The 16,323-nt window shown below is 67.4% G+C and carries 16 protein-coding genes and 1 riboswitch; of the genes, 11 read left to right on the plus strand and 5 right to left on the minus strand.

Going from position 1 to position 16,323, the window contains the following annotated elements; all coding sequences use genetic code 11:
• Positions 1-7: 7 nt before the first annotated feature.
• The 3 genes from ABLE86_RS02220 to ABLE86_RS02230 are packed head-to-tail and all read right to left on the minus strand — an operon-like array spanning position 8 to position 1,557.
• Positions 8-613, minus strand: coding sequence for an NADH-quinone oxidoreductase subunit C (locus tag ABLE86_RS02220; RefSeq protein ID WP_348777275.1), 606 nt, complete (start codon positions 611-613; stop codon positions 8-10).
• A gap of 6 nt (positions 614-619) precedes the next feature.
• Entirely contained in the window at positions 620-1,201 is a 582-nt protein-coding gene (locus tag ABLE86_RS02225) for an NADH-quinone oxidoreductase subunit B family protein (protein ID WP_348777276.1), read from the minus strand.
• On the minus strand, positions 1,192-1,557 hold the full coding sequence (locus ABLE86_RS02230) for an NADH-quinone oxidoreductase subunit A (RefSeq protein ID WP_348777277.1): 366 nt from the start codon (positions 1,555-1,557) through the stop codon (positions 1,192-1,194). The genes ABLE86_RS02225 and ABLE86_RS02230 overlap by 10 nt, the downstream gene beginning before the upstream one ends.
• A 343-nt stretch (positions 1,558-1,900) precedes the next feature.
• Between ABLE86_RS02230 and ABLE86_RS02235 the strand changes: the two genes are divergently transcribed.
• From ABLE86_RS02235 to ABLE86_RS02270, 8 genes are all read left to right on the plus strand, one after another.
• A complete protein-coding gene (locus tag ABLE86_RS02235) occupies positions 1,901-3,100 on the plus strand; it encodes a winged helix-turn-helix domain-containing protein (RefSeq protein WP_348777278.1) in 1,200 nt (399 codons plus the stop codon).
• A 29-nt stretch (positions 3,101-3,129) separates the two neighbouring features.
• Positions 3,130-3,332: riboswitch (cobalamin riboswitch) on the plus strand.
• Positions 3,333-3,396: 64 nt separating this feature from the next.
• Positions 3,397-3,795, plus strand: a complete 399-nt coding sequence (locus ABLE86_RS02240) for a DUF1636 family protein (RefSeq protein ID WP_348777726.1) — start codon at positions 3,397-3,399, stop codon at positions 3,793-3,795.
• On the plus strand, positions 3,792-4,829 hold the full coding sequence (cobW, locus tag ABLE86_RS02245; RefSeq protein ID WP_348777279.1) for a cobalamin biosynthesis protein CobW: 1,038 nt from the start codon (positions 3,792-3,794) through the stop codon (positions 4,827-4,829). The genes ABLE86_RS02240 and cobW overlap by 4 nt, the downstream gene beginning before the upstream one ends.
• A gap of 15 nt (positions 4,830-4,844) precedes the next feature.
• A complete protein-coding gene (gene cobN, locus ABLE86_RS02250; RefSeq protein ID WP_348777280.1) occupies positions 4,845-8,570 on the plus strand; it encodes a cobaltochelatase subunit CobN in 3,726 nt (1,241 codons plus the stop codon).
• 44 nt (positions 8,571-8,614) lie between these two features.
• Complete coding sequence (gene cobG, locus ABLE86_RS02255) at positions 8,615-9,970, plus strand: precorrin-3B synthase (RefSeq protein WP_348777281.1); 1,356 nt, start codon at positions 8,615-8,617, stop codon at positions 9,968-9,970.
• Positions 9,971-9,972: 2 nt separating this feature from the next.
• Positions 9,973-10,605, plus strand: a complete 633-nt coding sequence (locus ABLE86_RS02260) for a precorrin-8X methylmutase (protein WP_348777282.1) — start codon at positions 9,973-9,975, stop codon at positions 10,603-10,605.
• Positions 10,602-11,339 (plus strand): precorrin-2 C(20)-methyltransferase, encoded by a 738-nt coding sequence (locus tag ABLE86_RS02265; protein WP_348777283.1) that lies wholly within the window; start codon positions 10,602-10,604, stop codon positions 11,337-11,339. The genes ABLE86_RS02260 and ABLE86_RS02265 overlap by 4 nt, the downstream gene beginning before the upstream one ends.
• Positions 11,336-12,100: a precorrin-3B C(17)-methyltransferase gene (locus ABLE86_RS02270; RefSeq protein ID WP_348777284.1), complete on the plus strand. Its 765-nt coding sequence runs from the start codon at positions 11,336-11,338 to the stop codon at positions 12,098-12,100. Before ABLE86_RS02265 ends, ABLE86_RS02270 begins: the two co-directional genes overlap by 4 nt.
• Here the strand turns inward: ABLE86_RS02270 and ABLE86_RS02275 are convergent.
• Positions 12,064-12,831 (minus strand): cobalt-precorrin-6A reductase, encoded by a 768-nt coding sequence (locus ABLE86_RS02275; protein WP_348777285.1) that lies wholly within the window; start codon positions 12,829-12,831, stop codon positions 12,064-12,066. The two genes, ABLE86_RS02270 and ABLE86_RS02275, sit on opposite strands and share 37 nt — an antisense overlap.
• Position 12,832: 1 nt before the next feature.
• On the opposite strand from ABLE86_RS02275, the gene cbiE reads away from it, so the two are divergent.
• The 3 genes from cbiE to cobM are packed head-to-tail and all read left to right on the plus strand — an operon-like array spanning position 12,833 to position 15,212.
• Positions 12,833-14,068 (plus strand): precorrin-6y C5,15-methyltransferase (decarboxylating) subunit CbiE, encoded by a 1,236-nt coding sequence (gene cbiE, locus ABLE86_RS02280; RefSeq protein ID WP_348777286.1) that lies wholly within the window; start codon positions 12,833-12,835, stop codon positions 14,066-14,068.
• Positions 14,047-14,451: a cobalamin biosynthesis protein gene (locus ABLE86_RS02285; RefSeq protein ID WP_348777287.1), complete on the plus strand. Its 405-nt coding sequence runs from the start codon at positions 14,047-14,049 to the stop codon at positions 14,449-14,451. The genes cbiE and ABLE86_RS02285 overlap by 22 nt, the downstream gene beginning before the upstream one ends.
• Positions 14,448-15,212 (plus strand): precorrin-4 C(11)-methyltransferase, encoded by a 765-nt coding sequence (cobM, locus tag ABLE86_RS02290; protein ID WP_348777288.1) that lies wholly within the window; start codon positions 14,448-14,450, stop codon positions 15,210-15,212. Before ABLE86_RS02285 ends, cobM begins: the two co-directional genes overlap by 4 nt.
• Here cobM and ABLE86_RS02295 read toward each other — a convergent pair.
• A complete protein-coding gene (locus tag ABLE86_RS02295) occupies positions 15,179-16,309 on the minus strand; it encodes a cobalt-precorrin-5B (C(1))-methyltransferase (RefSeq protein ID WP_348777289.1) in 1,131 nt (376 codons plus the stop codon). The two genes, cobM and ABLE86_RS02295, sit on opposite strands and share 34 nt — an antisense overlap.
• Between the last annotated feature and the right edge of the window lie 14 nt (positions 16,310-16,323).

The following is a 16,323-nucleotide window of genomic DNA, read 5'->3' on the forward strand; positions in this document are numbered from 1 at the left end:
TGGCGCCTCAATTTCCCTTGGCCTTCTCGTCGCCCGGCAGGACGTAGTCGGTCCCTTCCCACGGCGAGAGAAAATCGAAATTGCGGAATTCCTGCCTGAGTTCGACAGGCTCGTAAACGACGCGCTTGGCCGCATCGTCGTAGCGAACCTCCACGAAGCCGGTCAGAGGGAAGTCCTTGCGAAGCGGATAGCCTTCGAAGCCATAGTCGGTCAGCAGGCGGCGCAGATCGGGGTGACCCGAGAACAGAATGCCATACATGTCGTAGGCTTCGCGCTCGAACCAGTCGGCGCCGGGATAGATGCCGGTCAGCGACGGCACCGGGGTCTCGTCGTCGGTCTGCACCTTCAGGCGGATGCGCAGGTTCTGGCGCGGCGACAGCAGGTGATAGACCACGTCGAAGCGCTTTTCGCGCGCCAGGTGGTCAACACCGCAAATGTCGATCATCGAGACGAACTGGCACTGCACGTCGTCGCGCAGAAAGCCGGCAACGGCGACGATGTCTTCCGGCGCGACAGAGATGGTCAGCTCGCCATAGGCCAGAACCGTCTCACCGATCCGGGCACCGAGCTTCTCGGCCAGATAGACCGCAAGGTCCTTGAGGGCTTCACTCATGGAAAATCACCGTTCGATCGTGCCGGTGCGGCGGATCTTCTTCTGCAGGAGAAGAATGCCGTAAAGCAGGGCTTCCGCCGTGGGCGGGCAGCCGGGCACATAGATATCCACCGGCACCACGCGGTCGCAGCCGCGCACCACCGAATAGGAATAGTGGTAGTAGCCGCCGCCATTGGCGCAGGAGCCCATGGAGATGACGTAGCGGGGCTCCGGCATCTGGTCGTAGACCTTGCGCAGCGCAGGCGCCATCTTGTTGGTCAGCGTGCCCGCCACGATCATCACGTCCGACTGGCGCGGGGAAGCGCGCGGCGCGATGCCAAAGCGCTCGGCGTCGTAGCGCGGCATCGAGATGTGCATCATCTCCACCGCGCAACAGGCAAGGCCGAACGTCATCCACATCAGCGAGCCGGTGCGCGCCCAGGTGATCAGCGCCTCGGAAGAGGTGACCAGAAAGCCCTTGTCGGAAAGCTCGTTATTGATGTCGGCCACGAACGGATCGTCAGCGCCGATCAGCTTGCCCGTATTCGGATCGATAATGCCCTTGGGCTTGGCCGCGACAAGCGTGGGGGATGCCTGATTCAATCCCATTCCAGCGCTCCCTTCTTCCATTCGTAGATAAAGCCGATCGTGAGCACCGCCAGGAAGACCATCATCGACCAGAAGCCCAGCATGCCGATCTCGCCGAACGACACGGCCCATGGGAACAGGAACGCCACCTCGAGGTCGAAGATGATGAACAGGATCGCCACCAGATAGTAGCGGATGTCGAACTTCATCCGTGCGTCATCGAAGGAGTTGAAGCCGCACTCATATGCCGACAGCTTCTCCGGGTCCGGATTGCGGTAGGCAATAATGAATGGCGCGGCGATCAGCGCGAGACCGATCACCAGGGCAACACCGATGAAAATGACAATGGGAAGATATGAACTTAATAGCCCACTCATGCTCCGACTTTCCGTTGGCGGCCAACCGACCAAATTATAGCACTGAATCGAGCCTCAGGACCGCGACACATGCGCAGGTCAGATGGCGCCGAAAACCCATGCTGCAACGCGGCGAGGGTTAGCGCAGGCGCTTCGGCGAAGCAAGTCAAACCTTGGCCAAAGGGCGGCTGCGTCCATCGCTTTTGCGCGATTGGCGGCTCAGAACCCGAATTTGATATCTATACTCTTTTACTCCACTTTTCCTCCTGACACAATTCGGGTTGCAACATTGCTAGCGTGAGGTGCCAATCCGATTCCCGGACCAAACCGGAAGTCGCAACAGGACCCCGCGGAGCGAACGAACATGAAGGAAAGGATCTCGCTCAAGGTGGCGCGGCGCATTGCGTTGGCCGCGCAGGGCTTCGCCGATGCCCGCCCCGCCGGCCCCATCGACCGCAGGCATCTCAACAAGGTGCTTTCGCGCATCGGCCTGCTGCAGATCGATTCCGTGAGCGTGGTCGTGCGCGCGCATTACATGCCGCTGTTCTCTCGGCTCGGCCCCTACCCGCGCGACCTGCTCGACAAGGCGGCCAACTCGAAGAAGCGCTCGCTGTTCGAATATTGGGCGCATGAGGCCTCGTTCCTGCCCGTGGAAACCTATCCGCTGCTGCGCTGGCGCATGCAGCGCGCCGAGCGCCACGAAGAGATGTACACCGGCCTGGCCAAATGGGCGCAACAGAACACGCGTCTCATCGATGACATCTACAGCGAGGTCGTCGCCCGCGGCCCCGTCGCCGCCTCGGATATCGACGGCGCAAAGGGATTCGGTGGCTGGTGGGGCTGGAGCGACGAGAAGCACGCCTTCGAATGGCTGTTCTGGGCCGGCCGCATCACCACCGCCTCGCGCCGCGGCTTCGAGCGCCTCTACGACCTGCCGGAACGCGTGCTGCCGTCATCGGTCTTTTCCGCGCCGACGCCGACCGCCGCCGATGCGCATCGCGAACTGCTGCGCATCTCGGCCCGCGCGCTCGGCATCGCGACGGTGGGCGACCTGCGCGACTATTTTCGTCTCTCGCCCGCCGACGTGAAGGGCCGCGTGCAAGAATTGGTCGAATCGGGCGAGCTTCTGCCGGTGCGCGTGGAGGGCTGGAGCCAGCAGGCCTATCTGCACACGGGCGCACGCATGCCGCGCAAGGTGGAAGCCCGCGCGCTGCTGGCCCCGTTCGACCCGGTGGTGTGGGAACGCTCACGCGCCGAACGCCTGTTCGGCTTCCGCTATCGTATCGAGATCTACACGCCGGCCGCCAAGCGGCAATACGGCTACTACGTCCTGCCGTTCCTGCTCGGTGACACGATTGCCGCGCGCATCGACCTCAAGGCCGACCGGCCCGCCGGCGTGCTGCGCGTGCAGGCCGCCTATGCCGAACCCTGCGCGCCCGCCCACACCGCCGAAGCCCTGGCCGATGAACTGCGCCTGATGGCGCAATGGCTGGAGTTGGAGCGCATCGAGGTCGTGCCTGCCGGCGACCTCGCACCGGCGCTGACGGACATCCTCGCGTCGTAACCGCGCGTTGACAGGACAACGCGCCCCCGCCTAAATTCGCCCGCGACGGTCCCCTCTCCGCAAAGGGAGGGGCCAAGAGGGAATGCGGTGCGGGGACAAATCCCAATTCCGCAGCTGTACCCGCAACTGTAAGCGAAGAGCCAAAGCCGACAGCCACTGGAATTTTTCCGGGAAGGCGGCGCGAGGCGACGAGGCGCGAGCCAGGAGACCTGCCGTCTAAACGAAATCCGACCGCCCGGCGGGTGTCCTGGGCAAGGAGCATGATTCTAGTGAAGACCGAAGCTGATCCGACAGCGCTGGCCGAGGATGTCCGTGATCTGGATGTCTCCGACGTCACCGTTATCGTCTGTTCCTCCTGCCGGGACGAAACCGGCTCCGACGTCCGCCCCCGCGCCGGCGAATTTCTGGCGCAGGCCACGCTGCGCGCCGCTTCCAACGAAAACATCCGTGTCCAGCAGGTCGAATGCCTCGGCAACTGCAAACGCCGCCTCAGCGCCGCTTTGCTGCGCGACGGCTGCTGGAGCTACGTCTTTGGCGACCTGACGCCTGAAAGCGGCCCGGACCTGATTGCCGGCGCCAAGCTTTTCGCGACCGCCACAGACGGCATACTGCCCTGGCGCGGCCGCCCCGACAGCCTCAAGCGCGGCCTTGTCGCCCGCATTCCCCCTCTTGCCATAGTGAAGGACATTCCATGACCGCCTCCGCGACCCGCGTTCCCTGCACCGTCGTCACCGGCTTTCTCGGCGCCGGCAAAACCACGCTGATCCGCAACATCCTCGAAAACGCCAATGGCAAGCGCCTGGCGCTGATCGTCAACGAATTCGGCGATGTCGGCGTGGACGGCGAGATTCTGAAAAGCTGCGGCATCGACGCCTGCCCGGAGGAAAACATCGTCGAGCTGGCAAACGGCTGCCTGTGCTGCACCGTGGCCGACGATTTTGTGCCGGCGCTGGATGAAATCCTGTCGCGCGAGCCGAAGGTGGATCACATCCTGATCGAGACCTCGGGCCTGGCGCTGCCCAAGCCGCTGGTGCAGGCCTTCCAGTGGCCTTCGGTGAAGAGCCGCGTGACGGTGGACGGCGTCGTTGCCGTGGTGGACGGTGCCGCTCTCGCCGCCGGTCAGGTTGCCTCCGACATGGACGCCCTGCAGGCGCAGCGCGAGGAAGACGAAACGCTCGACCATGACGATCCGGTCGAGGAAGTGTTTCAGGACCAGGTGGCCTGCGCCGACCTCATCATCCTTTCCAAGAGCGACCTGATCGACGCGGACGGCAGCGCCCGCGCCCATGCGACAATCGGCGAGCATCTTGCGCGCGCGGTGAAGGTGGTGCCGAGCGCGCACGGCAAGGTCGATCCGTCCGTGATGCTCGGCCTCGGCCTTGCCGTCGAGGACGACATCGAAAACCGCAAGACGCTGCATGACGGCATGCTCGACCATGAGCACGACGATTTTGACAGCTTCATCGTGGAACTGCCAGCCATCGCCAGCCCCGAGGAACTGGCAAACCGCGTGGCGGCCGCCGCCGAGCAGGAAAACGTGCTGCGCGTGAAGGGTTTTGTCGATGTAGCCGGCAAGCCGATGCGGCTTCTGGTGCAGGCCGTCGGCCCGCGCGTGAACCACTATTATGATCGCGCCTGGACGCCGGCCGAGGAGCGTCGTTCGCGTCTCGTCGTCATCGGGCTGAAGGGCCTGAACCGCGAGGCCATCGAGCGCATTCTGGCGAACTGACCCAGGCGCGCGGCCATGCACATACTGACCACGACATCCGCCTCGCTCGACGATCTGATCGAGCCGGTCGACCTGCGGCAGACGCCGGCGGATGTCGTGGCGCTGTCCTTCACCGACAGCGATCTGGCCGGGCTGGCGGCGGCGTGGCGGCAGGCGGCGGACACCCTGCCCTCAATGCGGCTGGCGGCGCTGCGCGACCTGCGCCACCCGATGTCGGTGGACCTCTGGATCGACAGCGTGGCCGCGCACGCAAAGATCATCCTGGTGCGCATCCTCGGCGGCTACGACTGGTGGCGCTATGGCTGCGACCGGCTGGCCGCCATCTGCCGGGACAAAAAAATCCACCTCGCGCTGCTGCCCGGCGAAAGCCACGACGAGGACCAGCGGCTGATCGAATGCTCGACCTTGCCGCGCGAAAAGCTCGACCTGCTGCTCGCCTATTTCCGCGAGGGTGGCCCGGACAATATGCGCGCGCTGATGCACCAGTTAGCCGGACTTGCCGGCGGACAGGGTGCGGCAGCAGAGCCCGTCGCGGTGCCGAAGGCGGGCTTTTATGAGCCCGGCAGAGGCGTGGTGGAGCGGCCGCATCTTTTCGGAGAGGTTTCAGTTTCTTCACGCCCCCCTCTGGCCTGCTGGCCATCTCCCCCACAGGGGGGGAGATCGGCTGTGTCGGCGCTCTCGCCAACCGTTGACGCTCACAAGAATGCGCCATCGGCCGAGCTGCTAATCTCCCCCCCTGTGGGGGAGATGTCCGGCAGGACAGAGGGGGGTGCGACAGAACTCGACGCCGAAGTTCAAACTCCCCCCATCGTCCCGATCCTCTTCTACCGCTCGATGCTGCTGGCAGCCGATGTCGCGCCCGTCGATGCGCTGGTCGAAGCCTTGCGCGCGCACGGCATCGCGCCTGTCCCCATCTTCGTCTCCAGCCTGAAAGACACCACCTCCCTCGCCTTCGTGGAAAACGCGCTGGCCGACCTGAAGCCCGTGGCCATCATCACCGCCACGGCTTTCGCCAGCAGCGCCGAGCCGGGCGTGGAGACGCTGTTCGACCGCGCGGGTGCGCCAGTGTTCCAGGTCATCGTCGCCACGACGCGCCGCGACGCCTGGGCCGAAAACCAGCGCGGGCTGGCGCCCGCCGACCTCGCCATGCATGTGGTGATGCCCGAACTCGACGGGCGCATTCTGGCCGGCGCGATCTCGTTCAAGGCCGAAATGGAGACGGACGCCGCCCTTGCGTTCAAGGGCCTAGCCAACCGCCCCGAGCCCGACCGAGTCGAGCAGGTAGCTGGCCGCATCGCCGCATTCCTGCGCCTGCAGCGCGAGCCGCGCGCGACGCGCAAGGTGGCGATCCTGATCCCGGACTATCCGAGCGCGCCCGGCCGCACCGGCTACGCCGTCGGCCTCGACGTGCCCTCCAGCGTGCTCGCCATGCTGCATGACCTGAAGGCCGAGGGCTATCGGGTTGAAGGGATTCCCGAATCGCCGCGCGAGCTGCTCGACCTTTTGGCGCGCTGCGACCACGGCATCAGCATTGAAGACTATGTGCGCCTTTCCGCCGAACTGCCGGCAGAAGCGCGGGCGATTGTTGAGGCGGCGTGGGGTGATGCGAAATCCGAGATCGGTTTCTGCGAAGCGCCCCCCTCTGTCCTGCCGGACATCCCCACAGGGGGGGAGATTGGCTGTCTTCGCGACCTTCGCCAATCGCCAACTTCGCAGAATGAGCAGGATAACCGCGGCCGGCTGATCTCCCCCCTTGTGGGGGAGATGTCCGGCAGGACAGAGGGGGGCAACGTAGAGCACGACGCCCGCCCATTATTTCCCTTCCGCGCCGCGGTCTTCGGAAACATCACCGTCGCCCTCGCACCCGATCGCGGGCGCTCGGCCGACCGCCGGGCCGACTATCACGACCCGACGCTGCCGCCGCGGCATGCGCTGGTCGCCTTCGGGCTCTGGCTGCGCAAAGGCCTCGGCTGCCATGCGCTGGTGCATGTGGGCGCGCATGGGACGCTGGAATGGCTGCCCGGCAAGACGGTGGCGCTGGGCCAAAACTGTTTTCCGGAAATCGTCACCGGCGGCCTGCCGGTGGTCTATCCCTTCATCGTCAGCAATCCGGGCGAGGCCGCGCAGGCCAAGCGGCGCATTGCCGCCGTCACGCTTGGCCACCTGCCCCCGCCGCTTTCCCATGCCGGGCTGGACGAGAACCAGCAGACGCTGGAGCGGCTGGTCGACGAATATGCGCAGGCCGATGGTCTCGACCGCCGCCGCCGCGACCGGCTCGCAAAGCTGATCGTAGACACTGCCGCGCAGACCGGCCTTGCCGCCGAGGCCGGCGTCGCCAGGACCGACGCGCCCGACGAGGCCCTGCGCCGCATCGACGCCTGGCTCTGCGACCTCAAGGATTTTGCCGTCAAGGACGGGCTGCACGTCTATGGCCGCGCTGCCGAGGGCGAGACGGACGAGATGCGTCGCAAGAGCGCGGAAAGCGAGCGCACGGCGCTGATCGCAGCCCTCGACGGCCGCCACATCACTGCCGGCCCCTCGGGCGCGCCGGCGCGCGGCCGCATCGACGTGCTGCCGACGGGCCGCAACCTGTTCACCGCCGATCCGCGCACCATGCCGACGCCGACTGCCTTCGACCTCGGCCGCGCGGCGGCGCAGGAGGTGCTGACGCGCTATCTGCAGGACCATGGCGACTGGCCGCGTTCGCTGGTCATCGACCTCTGGGGCAGCGCCTCGCTGCGCACCGGCGGCGAGGAGATCGCGCAGGGCCTGTTCCTGATGGGCTGCCGCCCGCAGTGGGACGCCGCCACCGGCCGTGTGACCGGCATCGAGGTGCTGCCGCCGGCAACGGTGGGCCGGCCGCGCGTGGACGTGACATGGCGCATTTCCGGCCTGTTCCGCGACATGTTCCCGACCCAGATCGCGCTGATCGACGCCGCAGCCGCGGCCGTCGCCGCACGCGACGAGGAGGCGTCCGAAAACCCGCTGGCCGCCGAAGCGCGCGCGAGCGGGCGCACGCCGCCGCGCATCTTCGGCTCGTCGCCCGGCACCTATGGCGCGGGGCTCGAGGACATGCTGGCCCGCGGCGAATGGCAGGACCGCGCCGAGCTCGGCCGCGCCTATCTCGACGCTACTTCGCACGCCTATGGCGGTGCTTCCGGCGAAGGAGTTTCCGCGCCCGGCGCTTTTGCCCAGCGTATTGCCGAGGCGGACCTGCTGGTGCACAGCGGCGACGACCCCGGCCGCGACATCCTTGAAGGCTCGGCCGACGTCGCCTTCATCGGCGGCTTTTCGGCCGCACTTGCCGCACTCGGCAACAATGCCGACGTGATCGTGCTCGACACCACCGATCCGGCGCGGCCTCGCCCGCGCTCGGTCACCGAAGCGGTGGCGCGCGTGGTGCGCGCCCGCGCGGTCAATCCGCGCTTCATCGAGGGCCAGATGCGCCACGGACCGCGCGGCGCCTCCGAATTCGCCGAGACGGTGGACCGGCTGGTCGGCTTTGCCGAAACCACCCATGCCATTCCCGGCGCACTGATCGAGGCCGTGCACGACGCCTATCTCGGCGACGAAGCGGTGCGCGCCTTCCTGCTGCGCGAGAACCCGGCCGCAGCCAAGGTGATCGCCGAGCGCTTTGCCTCGGCGCGGCGGCGCGGGCTGTGGCATCCGCTGCGCAACTCGACCGATGACGATCTCGCCAGCCTGATCGCCGAGGCCGAAGCGCTGGGGGCGGCGGCATGAGCGGCTTTTCGCGCAGGGGCGCCTGCCCGGCCCTCTCGGCCCCCATGCAGACCGGCGACGGGCTGCTCGTGCGGCTCAATCCGGTCGCTGGAGGAGTTTCGCCCAAGGAGTTGATCGGACTCTGCGAATCCGCCCTGAGGCACGGCAATGGCGTGGTCGAGGTGACGGCGCGCGGCAGCCTGCAGATTCGCGGGCTGACCGCCGAAAGCGCGACAATGCTGGCGGCCGAGGTCGATGTGCTGGGCATCGCCGTCCGCACCGGCGTGCCGGTGGAGACGGGGCCGCTCGCGGGTTTGGACCCTGAGGAAATTTCTGACCCCTCCGCACTCGCCGCGCGCATCCGCGAGGCCATCGACGCGGCCGGGCTGGGCGCTCGCCTCGGGCCAAAAGTGTCCGTGGTGGTCGATGGCGGCGGCCAACTCAACATGAGCACGGTGCAGGCCGATGTGCGGCTGACCGCGCTAGCGCCCTGCCAATGGCTGCTGGCGGTCGCCGGCGATGCGCGCACCGCGACGCTAGTTGGCGCGGTTGCCGAGACCGATGCTTGCGATGCGGTACTGGCGATATTGCACGCGATCGCGGATCGTGGCCGCGAGGCGCGGGCGCGGGATTTGGATTTGAGCGCCTTACCCTCCCCCTTGTGGGGAGGGTCGGCGAGCGACATTCGCGGAGCGGATGTCGAGAGACGGGGTGGGGGTGTTTCCCCTGCACCGGCGGCTACCCCCACCCCGGCGCTATGCGCCGACCCTCCCCACAAGGGGGAGGGTAAGGTCCCGCTCGGTGCCCTTGCTCTCGCCAATAACAGTCACGCCCTGATCCTCGGCTTGCCCTTTGGAAGCATGCCGGCGGCGCGGCTGATCGAGTTGACGAAAATAGCCGAAGGCTTTGGCGCAACCGAGATTCGCCCTGCCCTGCAACGCTCGCTGATCCTGCTCGGCCTCGCGGAGTCCGCCTGCGCTCCCCTCTTGGCCGAAGCCGAAAAGCTCGGCTTCGTCACCGACCCACTCGACCCGCGCCGCATGATCGCCGCCTGCCCCGGCGCGCCGGCCTGCGCATCCGGCCGCATTGCCGCGCGCGAATTGGCTGAAGAAATCGCCCGCGAAAGCGGCTCGGCACTCGATCCGTCCGTCACGCTACACATTTCCGGCTGCGCCAAGGGCTGCGCGCATCCGGCACGCGCCGCACTCACTCTGGTGGGCGACGAAAAAGGAGCCGGACTTGTCGTTGACGGGACGGCGAAGACACTTCCGGCCGCGTACACGCCGGGCTATGAACTCGCTCGCGGTTTCGGCCGGGTCGCGGCGCTTTTTATGAATGAGCGCCACCCCGGCGAGACCGCGGCACAGTGCATCGAGCGGCTCGGCGAAAGCCGGCTCGCAGCGGCTTTTCAGCAGGGATGAAGATGGCGGGATACGATTATATTCACGACGGCAACGCGATCTACGAACGCTCCTTCGCGATCATTCGCGCCGAGGCCGACCTGTCGCGCTTTTCCGAGGCGGAGGCCGATGTCGCCGTGCGCATGATCCATGCCTGCGGCCTTGTCGAGGCAGCGGAAAAGTTCGAGTTCGGGCCGGGCTTCGTGGAAGCCGCCAGCGCCGCTTTGAAGGCCGGCGCGCCGATCTTCTGCGATGCCGAGATGGTGTCGCGCGGCGTCACCCGCGCCCGCCTGCCCGCCGACAACGAAGTAATCTGCACCCTGCGCGACGAGCGCACGCCCGGGCTGGCGCAAGAGATCGGCAACACCCGCTCCGCCGCCGCGATAAAACTCTGGCTCGACCGCATGGCGGGCTCGGTGGTGGCCATCGGCAATGCGCCGACCGCCCTCTTCTACCTGCTCGAACTGCTGCGCGACGGCGCGCCGAAGCCTGCGGCCATCATCGGCATGCCGGTGGGATTTGTGGGTGCTGCCGAATCCAAGGATGCGCTGGCGGAAAATTCCTATGGCGTGCCCTATGCCATCGTGCGCGGACGCCTCGGCGGCAGCGCCATGACGGCCGCCGCCCTCAACGCGCTGGCGAGGCCCGGACTGTGAGCGCTGAACCCAAAGGCCGCCTCATCGGCGTCGGCACCGGCCCCGGCGACCCCGAGCTTCTGACCCTGAAGGCCGTTCGCGCGCTGGGCGAGGCCGACGTGCTGGCGCATTTCGCCAAGCGCGGCAACAACGGCAATGCCCGAGCCATCATCTCGGCGCATCTGAAGCCCGGCATCGTCGAACTGCCGCTGCTCTATCCGGTGACAACCGAGATCGACAAGGACCATGCCGACTACAAGGCCGCCATCACCGGCTTCTACGAGGAGTCGGCGCGCGCCGTGGCCGAGCATCTCGATGCGGGCCGAACGGTCGCCGTGCTGAGCGAGGGCGACCCGCTGTTCTATGGCTCCTACATGCACCTGCATGTGCGGCTGTCGCAGCACTACCGAACCGAGGTTATCCCGGGCGTGACTGCCATGTCCGGCTGCTGGTCGCAGACCGGCCTGCCGATCGTGCAGGGCGACGACGTGCTGAGCGTGCTGCCCGGCACGATGAGCGAGTTCGAGCTTTCGCGGCGGCTGGCCGACGCGGACGCCGCCGTCATCATGAAGGTGGGGCGCAACCTGCCGAAGATCCGCCGCGCGCTGGCCGCCACCGGCAAACTGGAGCGGGCGATGTATGTCGAGCGCGGCACCATGGCCAATACCGCCTCCATGCCGCTGGCCGAAAAGGCCGACGACACCGCGCCCTATTTCGCCATCGTGCTGGTGCCCGGCTGGGAGGGACGGCCATGAGCGGGCGTCTTTTCGTCATCGGGCTCGGCCCCGGCAATCCCGGCCAGATCACGCCGGAGGCGAGTGCAGCGGCAGCCGAGGCGCAGTTCTTCTACGGCTACGCCCCCTATGTCGACCGGCTGAACCTGCGGCCCGACCAGACCCGCATCGCCTCCGACAATCGCGAGGAGATTTCGCGCGCCAATGCCGCCCTTGAACAGGCCGCAGGCGGTGCCAGCGTCGCGGTGGTTTCGGGCGGCGATCCCGGCGTCTTCGCCATGGCGGCGGCCGTGTGCGAGGCGATCGAGGCAGGCCCCGCCGAATGGCGCGACATTGAGCTGACCATCGTTCCAGGCGTGACTGCCATGCTGGCGGTGGCCGCCCGTATCGGCGCGCCGCTGGGCCACGATTTCTGCGCCATCTCGCTTTCGGATAATCTGAAACCGTGGGACCTGATCCTGCGGCGGCTGGAGGCGGCGGCGGGCGCGGGTTTTGTCATCGCGCTCTACAACCCGATCAGCAAGGCGCGCCCCTGGCAGCTGGGCGAAGCGCTGGACAAGCTGCGTTCCATCCTGCCCGGCACCACGCCTGTCATTTTCGGCCGCGCCGCCGGCCGGCCCGACGAGCGCATCGAAATCACGCCGCTGGCGGAAGCCCGCGCCGAGCAGGCCGACATGGCCACCTGCGTGATGATCGGCTCGCCCGAGACGCGCATCATCGAGCGCGGCGAAAAACGCCCGCTGGTCTACACGCCGCGCTTTTCGGCAGGTGCCAGCCAATGATCGACCATGCCGGCCAACTCCGCGACGCTTTGCGCATGAGGCACCTGCGGCAGGTCCGGCCTGCGGAACAGGATGACCTCGATGCCGAGTTCGCGGGCGGCCGCGATCTTGCCATAGGTGGCGGCCCCGCCGCTGTTCTTGGCAACGATGGCGTCGATGCGGTGGCTGGCCAGCAACTCGCGCTCGTCGGCCTCGGCGAAGGGGCCGCGCGCGAGGATGTAAGTCGCGTTCGGCACGGCAAGCGGCGGCTCGACCGGGTCGACGCTGCGGATGACATAGGCGTGTTGCGGCGCGCCCTCGAAGGCGGCGATCTCCTGCCGGCCAAGCGCCAGGAACACGCGGCGCGGCTTTTGGCCGAGCGCGGCAACCGCTTCTTCGGCATTTTCGACCAGCCTCCAGCGGTCGCCCTCGACCGCCTCCCAGCCCGGCCGGCGCAGCGCCAGGATCGGCACGCCGGCAAGCGTGGCGGCTTGCGCCCCGTTGCGCGAAATATTGGCCGCGTAGGGATGCGTGGCGTCGATCAGCAGCTCGATGCGCTCGTCGCGCAGATATCGCGCCAGCCCTTCAGCGCCGCCGAAGCCGCCGCTGCGCACCGGCACGGGCTGCGCCACGGGATCGACCGTGCGGCCGGCGAGCGACAGAGTGAGCGAAAGATCGGCGCGGGCGGCCAGCCTGCCGGCAAGCTGCCGGGCTTCCGTGGTGCCGCCAAGTATCAGAACGCGGTGGGTCATCATGCCTGCTGAACGAGAAAACTCCGCCGCTGCCCGCTGGCTGACCATCGTCGGCATCGGCGAGGATGGTGTAGAGGGTCTTGGCGACGAGGCCAAGCGCTGCATTGCGACGGCGCAAGTCGTATTCGGCGGCAAGCGGCATCTGGCGCTGGTGGACGGGCTGGTGACGGGCGCCGCCGAGCCATGGCCGACGCCGTTCGACGCCGGCATGCGCGCCGTGCTGGCGCTGTCCGGCCGCCCCGTATGCGTGCTCGCCTCGGGCGATCCGTTTTGTCACGGCGTCGGCACCACGCTGGCCCGGCACGTGCCGGTGGCCGAAATGCGCGTGCTGCCCGCCCCTTCCGCCTTCAGCCTCGCCGCATCGCGCCTGGGCTGGGCGCTGCCGGACACCAAGACAGTGTCGCTGCACGGCAAGCCCATCGACCTCATCCGCCCGCTGCTGCATCCGAAGGCACGCATATTGGCGCTGACCTCGGATGGCGATGGCCCGGCGGCGGTGGCGAAGCTTCTTACCGAACTCGGCTTCGGCCCCTCGCGGCTGACGGTGCTGGAAGCGCTGGGCGGCCGCTCGGAGCGCCTGACGACGACAAGCGCCGGTGCCTTCGATCTCGAAAACATCAATCCGCTCAACGTTCTGGCGGTCGAGGTTGAATCGAATTCCGAAGCCCGCCTCCTGCCGCTGGCGACCGGCATGCCGGACGAATTGTTCGAGAATGATGGCCAGCTGACAAAACGCGAGATCCGCGCCGTCACGCTGTCAACACTCGCGCCGCGCCGGGGCGAGCTATTGTGGGACATCGGCGGTGGCTCGGGCTCCATCTCCATCGAATGGATGCTGCGCGATCCCTCCATGCGCGCCATCGCCATCGAGGCCAATTCCGAACGCGCCGCCCGCATTGCCCGCAATGCCAGCGCCTGCGGCGTGCCCGGCCTGACGGTCGTGGAGGGCCGCGCGCCGGAAGTGCTCGCCGGCTTGCCGACGCCCGATGCCATCTTCGTCGGCGGCGGCGGCTCGGAGCCCGGCGTCATGGACGCGGCGATTGCCGCCCTGCCCTCCGCCGGACGGCTTGTGGCCAATGCGGTGACGCTCGAAATGGAGACGCTGCTGCTATCGCTTCAAGCACGGCTCGGCGGCGAATTGATTCGCCTTTCCGTATCGCGCGCGGTTCCGGTCGGCACCATGCAGGGCTGGCGCCCGGCCATGCCGGTGACGCAATGGTCGTGGGCAAAACCATGATCGTGGCGGGTATTGGCAGCCGCAAGGGCGTCAGCAAGGAGCAGGTTCTGGGCGCGATCAACGCAGCACTCGGCGCGCACGACCTCGACCTCGCGCATCTCGACGCGCTGGCGACCGGCAAGCTGAAGCAGCACGAAGAGGCGATTTTTCAGGTCGGGCGGCAGCTGCGCCGCGCGGTCATCATCATCGGCGACACTGAACTGGCCGAGGCCGGCAAGCGGACAAAGAGCCATTCGGCGCTGTCGCTGGAAAAGACCGGCGCGCCCTCGCTTTCGGAAGCGGCCGCACTTGCGGCAGCGGGCCCGGATTCGCGGCTGCTTGGCCCTCGCATTGCACTCCAATCGGTCACCTGCGCCATAGCCATCAGCGGAGACAAAGCGTGACGGTTCACTTCATCGGCGCCGGCCCGGGCGCGGCAGACCTCATCACCGTTCGCGGCCGCGACCTGCTCGCAAGCTGCCCGGTCTGCCTCTATGCGGGTTCGATCGTCGCGCCCGAGCTGCTCGACTATTGCGCGCCAGGGACAAAGCTGGTCGACACCGCGCCCATGTCTCTCGACGAGATCGAGGCCGAGTATCTGGCAGCACACGACGAGGGCAAGGACGTCGCGCGCCTGCATTCGGGCGACCTTTCGGTGTGGAGTGCTGTGGCCGAGCAGATCCGCCGCCTCGAGCGCCATGGCATTCCCTATACGATGACGCCCGGCGTGCCCTCTTTTGCCGCTGCCGCCTCGGCTCTGGGCCGCGAGTTGACCATTCCGGCTGTGGGGCAGTCGCTGGTGCTGACGCGCGTTTCGGGCCGTGCCTCGCCCATGCCGGAAAAGGAAAACCTGGCCGCCTTCGGCGCGACCGGCGCCACGCTCGCCATCCATCTCGCCATCCACGCCATCGACCGCGTGGTGGAGGAACTGACGCCGCTCTATGGCACGGATTGCCCGGTGGCGATCGTGTTCCACGCCTCCTGGCCGGACGAGCGCGTGCTGCGCGGCACGCTCGGCACGATTGCGGCGAAGCTGGCGCAAGACCCCATCGAGCGCACGGCGCTGATCTTTGTCGGCCCGTCGCTGGCCGCGCAGGATTTTCGCGAAAGCTCGCTCTACGATCCCGACTATCAGCGTCGGTTCAGGGGGCGCGATACGCTATGAGCCGGTGCGAAGGGCGCATGCCCTCTCAACTCGCCTTCGCGGTTGAAGACCAGGATTTCGAGTTCGATGTCCGTGCCCTTGAGTGCGGGCGCGGCGGTGCGCCACGCGCCGGCGGCGATCGCGTCGCCAATCGGCACGCCCTCGGCCACGGCGAGCGCAAAGGCCTCGGCCACGGTGTTGGCGCCCCGGATACGCGCGGCAAGTTCCTCGCGGGCGCCGGCTTCCAACGCCACTTCCGCAAGGCCTTCGAGATCAGCCCTGCCCCGGCTCGAATGCACGTCCAGCATGCCCTGCGCCAGCTTGGTCATCTTGGCGACGCCGCCGGCGATGGTGACGCGCGGCACGGGGTGCGCCCGGATGTATTTCAGCATACCGCCGACAAAGTCGCCCATGTCGATGAGCTGAACCTCGTGCATGCCGTGGAATTTTTGGACCGCCATTTCGGACGCGTTACCGGTCGAGCCGGCGACATGGGTAAACCCCATGGCGCGCGCGACGTCGACGCCGCGATGGATGGAGTGGATCCAGGCCGAGCAGGAATAGGGAATGACCACGCCCGTGGTGCCCAGGATCGAGATGCCGCCCAAAATGCCGAGGCGCGGGTTGAGCGTGCGCTGCGCCATCTCCTCGCCGCCGACGACGGAAATCTCGACCTCGAAATCGGCATTTTCGCCGGCAACCTGATGCACCGCCTGCGCGATCATCTTGCGCGGCACGGGGTTGATCGCCGGCTCACCCGGCGGGATCGGCAGGCCCGGCCGCGTCACCGTGCCGACGCCCGGGCCCGCGCGGAAGACAATGCCGCTGCCCGGCGCGCCCCGGCGGACCGTGCTTTTCACCAGCGCGCCATGCGTCACGTCCGGATCGTCGCCGGCATCCTTGAGCACACCGGCCATCGCCTGCCCCTCGCCCAGTTCCCAAACCGCGAGCGCGAAACCGACCACATTGCCGCCGGGCAGCGTGATCTCCACCGGATCGGGGAAATTGCCGGTCAAAAGCGCAGCGCAGGCCGCCTTGGTGGCCGCAGTGGCGCAGGCGCCCGTGGTCCAGCCACGGCGCAGGGGAGCTTCTTCGGAGGCAGTCTGTTCGGCAGTCATGGCGCAATCTATAG

The organism is Mesorhizobium sp. KR2-14 (assembly GCF_040049255.1).
Lineage (GTDB): Bacteria > Pseudomonadota > Alphaproteobacteria > Rhizobiales > Rhizobiaceae > Pseudaminobacter.

Bases quoted from the DNA above. Each gene is read 5' to 3' on its own strand.
- ABLE86_RS02220 (WP_348777275.1), bottom strand. From the start codon at position 613: ATGAGTGAAGCCCTCAAGGACCTTGCGGTCTATCTGGCCGAGAAGCTC.
- ABLE86_RS02225 (WP_348777276.1), bottom strand. From the start codon at position 1,201: ATGGGATTGAATCAGGCATCCCCCACGCTTGTCGCGGCCAAGCCCAAG.
- ABLE86_RS02230 (WP_348777277.1), bottom strand. From the start codon at position 1,557: ATGAGTGGGCTATTAAGTTCATATCTTCCCATTGTCATTTTCATCGGT.
- ABLE86_RS02235 (WP_348777278.1), top strand. From the start codon at position 1,901: ATGAAGGAAAGGATCTCGCTCAAGGTGGCGCGGCGCATTGCGTTGGCC.
- cobW (WP_348777279.1), top strand. From the start codon at position 3,792: ATGACCGCCTCCGCGACCCGCGTTCCCTGCACCGTCGTCACCGGCTTT.
- cobN (WP_348777280.1), top strand. From the start codon at position 4,845: ATGCACATACTGACCACGACATCCGCCTCGCTCGACGATCTGATCGAG.
- cobG (WP_348777281.1), top strand. From the start codon at position 8,615: ATGCAGACCGGCGACGGGCTGCTCGTGCGGCTCAATCCGGTCGCTGGA.
- ABLE86_RS02260 (WP_348777282.1), top strand. From the start codon at position 9,973: ATGGCGGGATACGATTATATTCACGACGGCAACGCGATCTACGAACGC.
- ABLE86_RS02270 (WP_348777284.1), top strand. From the start codon at position 11,336: ATGAGCGGGCGTCTTTTCGTCATCGGGCTCGGCCCCGGCAATCCCGGC.
- ABLE86_RS02275 (WP_348777285.1), bottom strand. From the start codon at position 12,831: ATGACCCACCGCGTTCTGATACTTGGCGGCACCACGGAAGCCCGGCAG.
- cbiE (WP_348777286.1), top strand. From the start codon at position 12,833: ATGCCTGCTGAACGAGAAAACTCCGCCGCTGCCCGCTGGCTGACCATC.
- ABLE86_RS02285 (WP_348777287.1), top strand. From the start codon at position 14,047: ATGGTCGTGGGCAAAACCATGATCGTGGCGGGTATTGGCAGCCGCAAG.
- ABLE86_RS02295 (WP_348777289.1), bottom strand. From the start codon at position 16,309: ATGACTGCCGAACAGACTGCCTCCGAAGAAGCTCCCCTGCGCCGTGGC.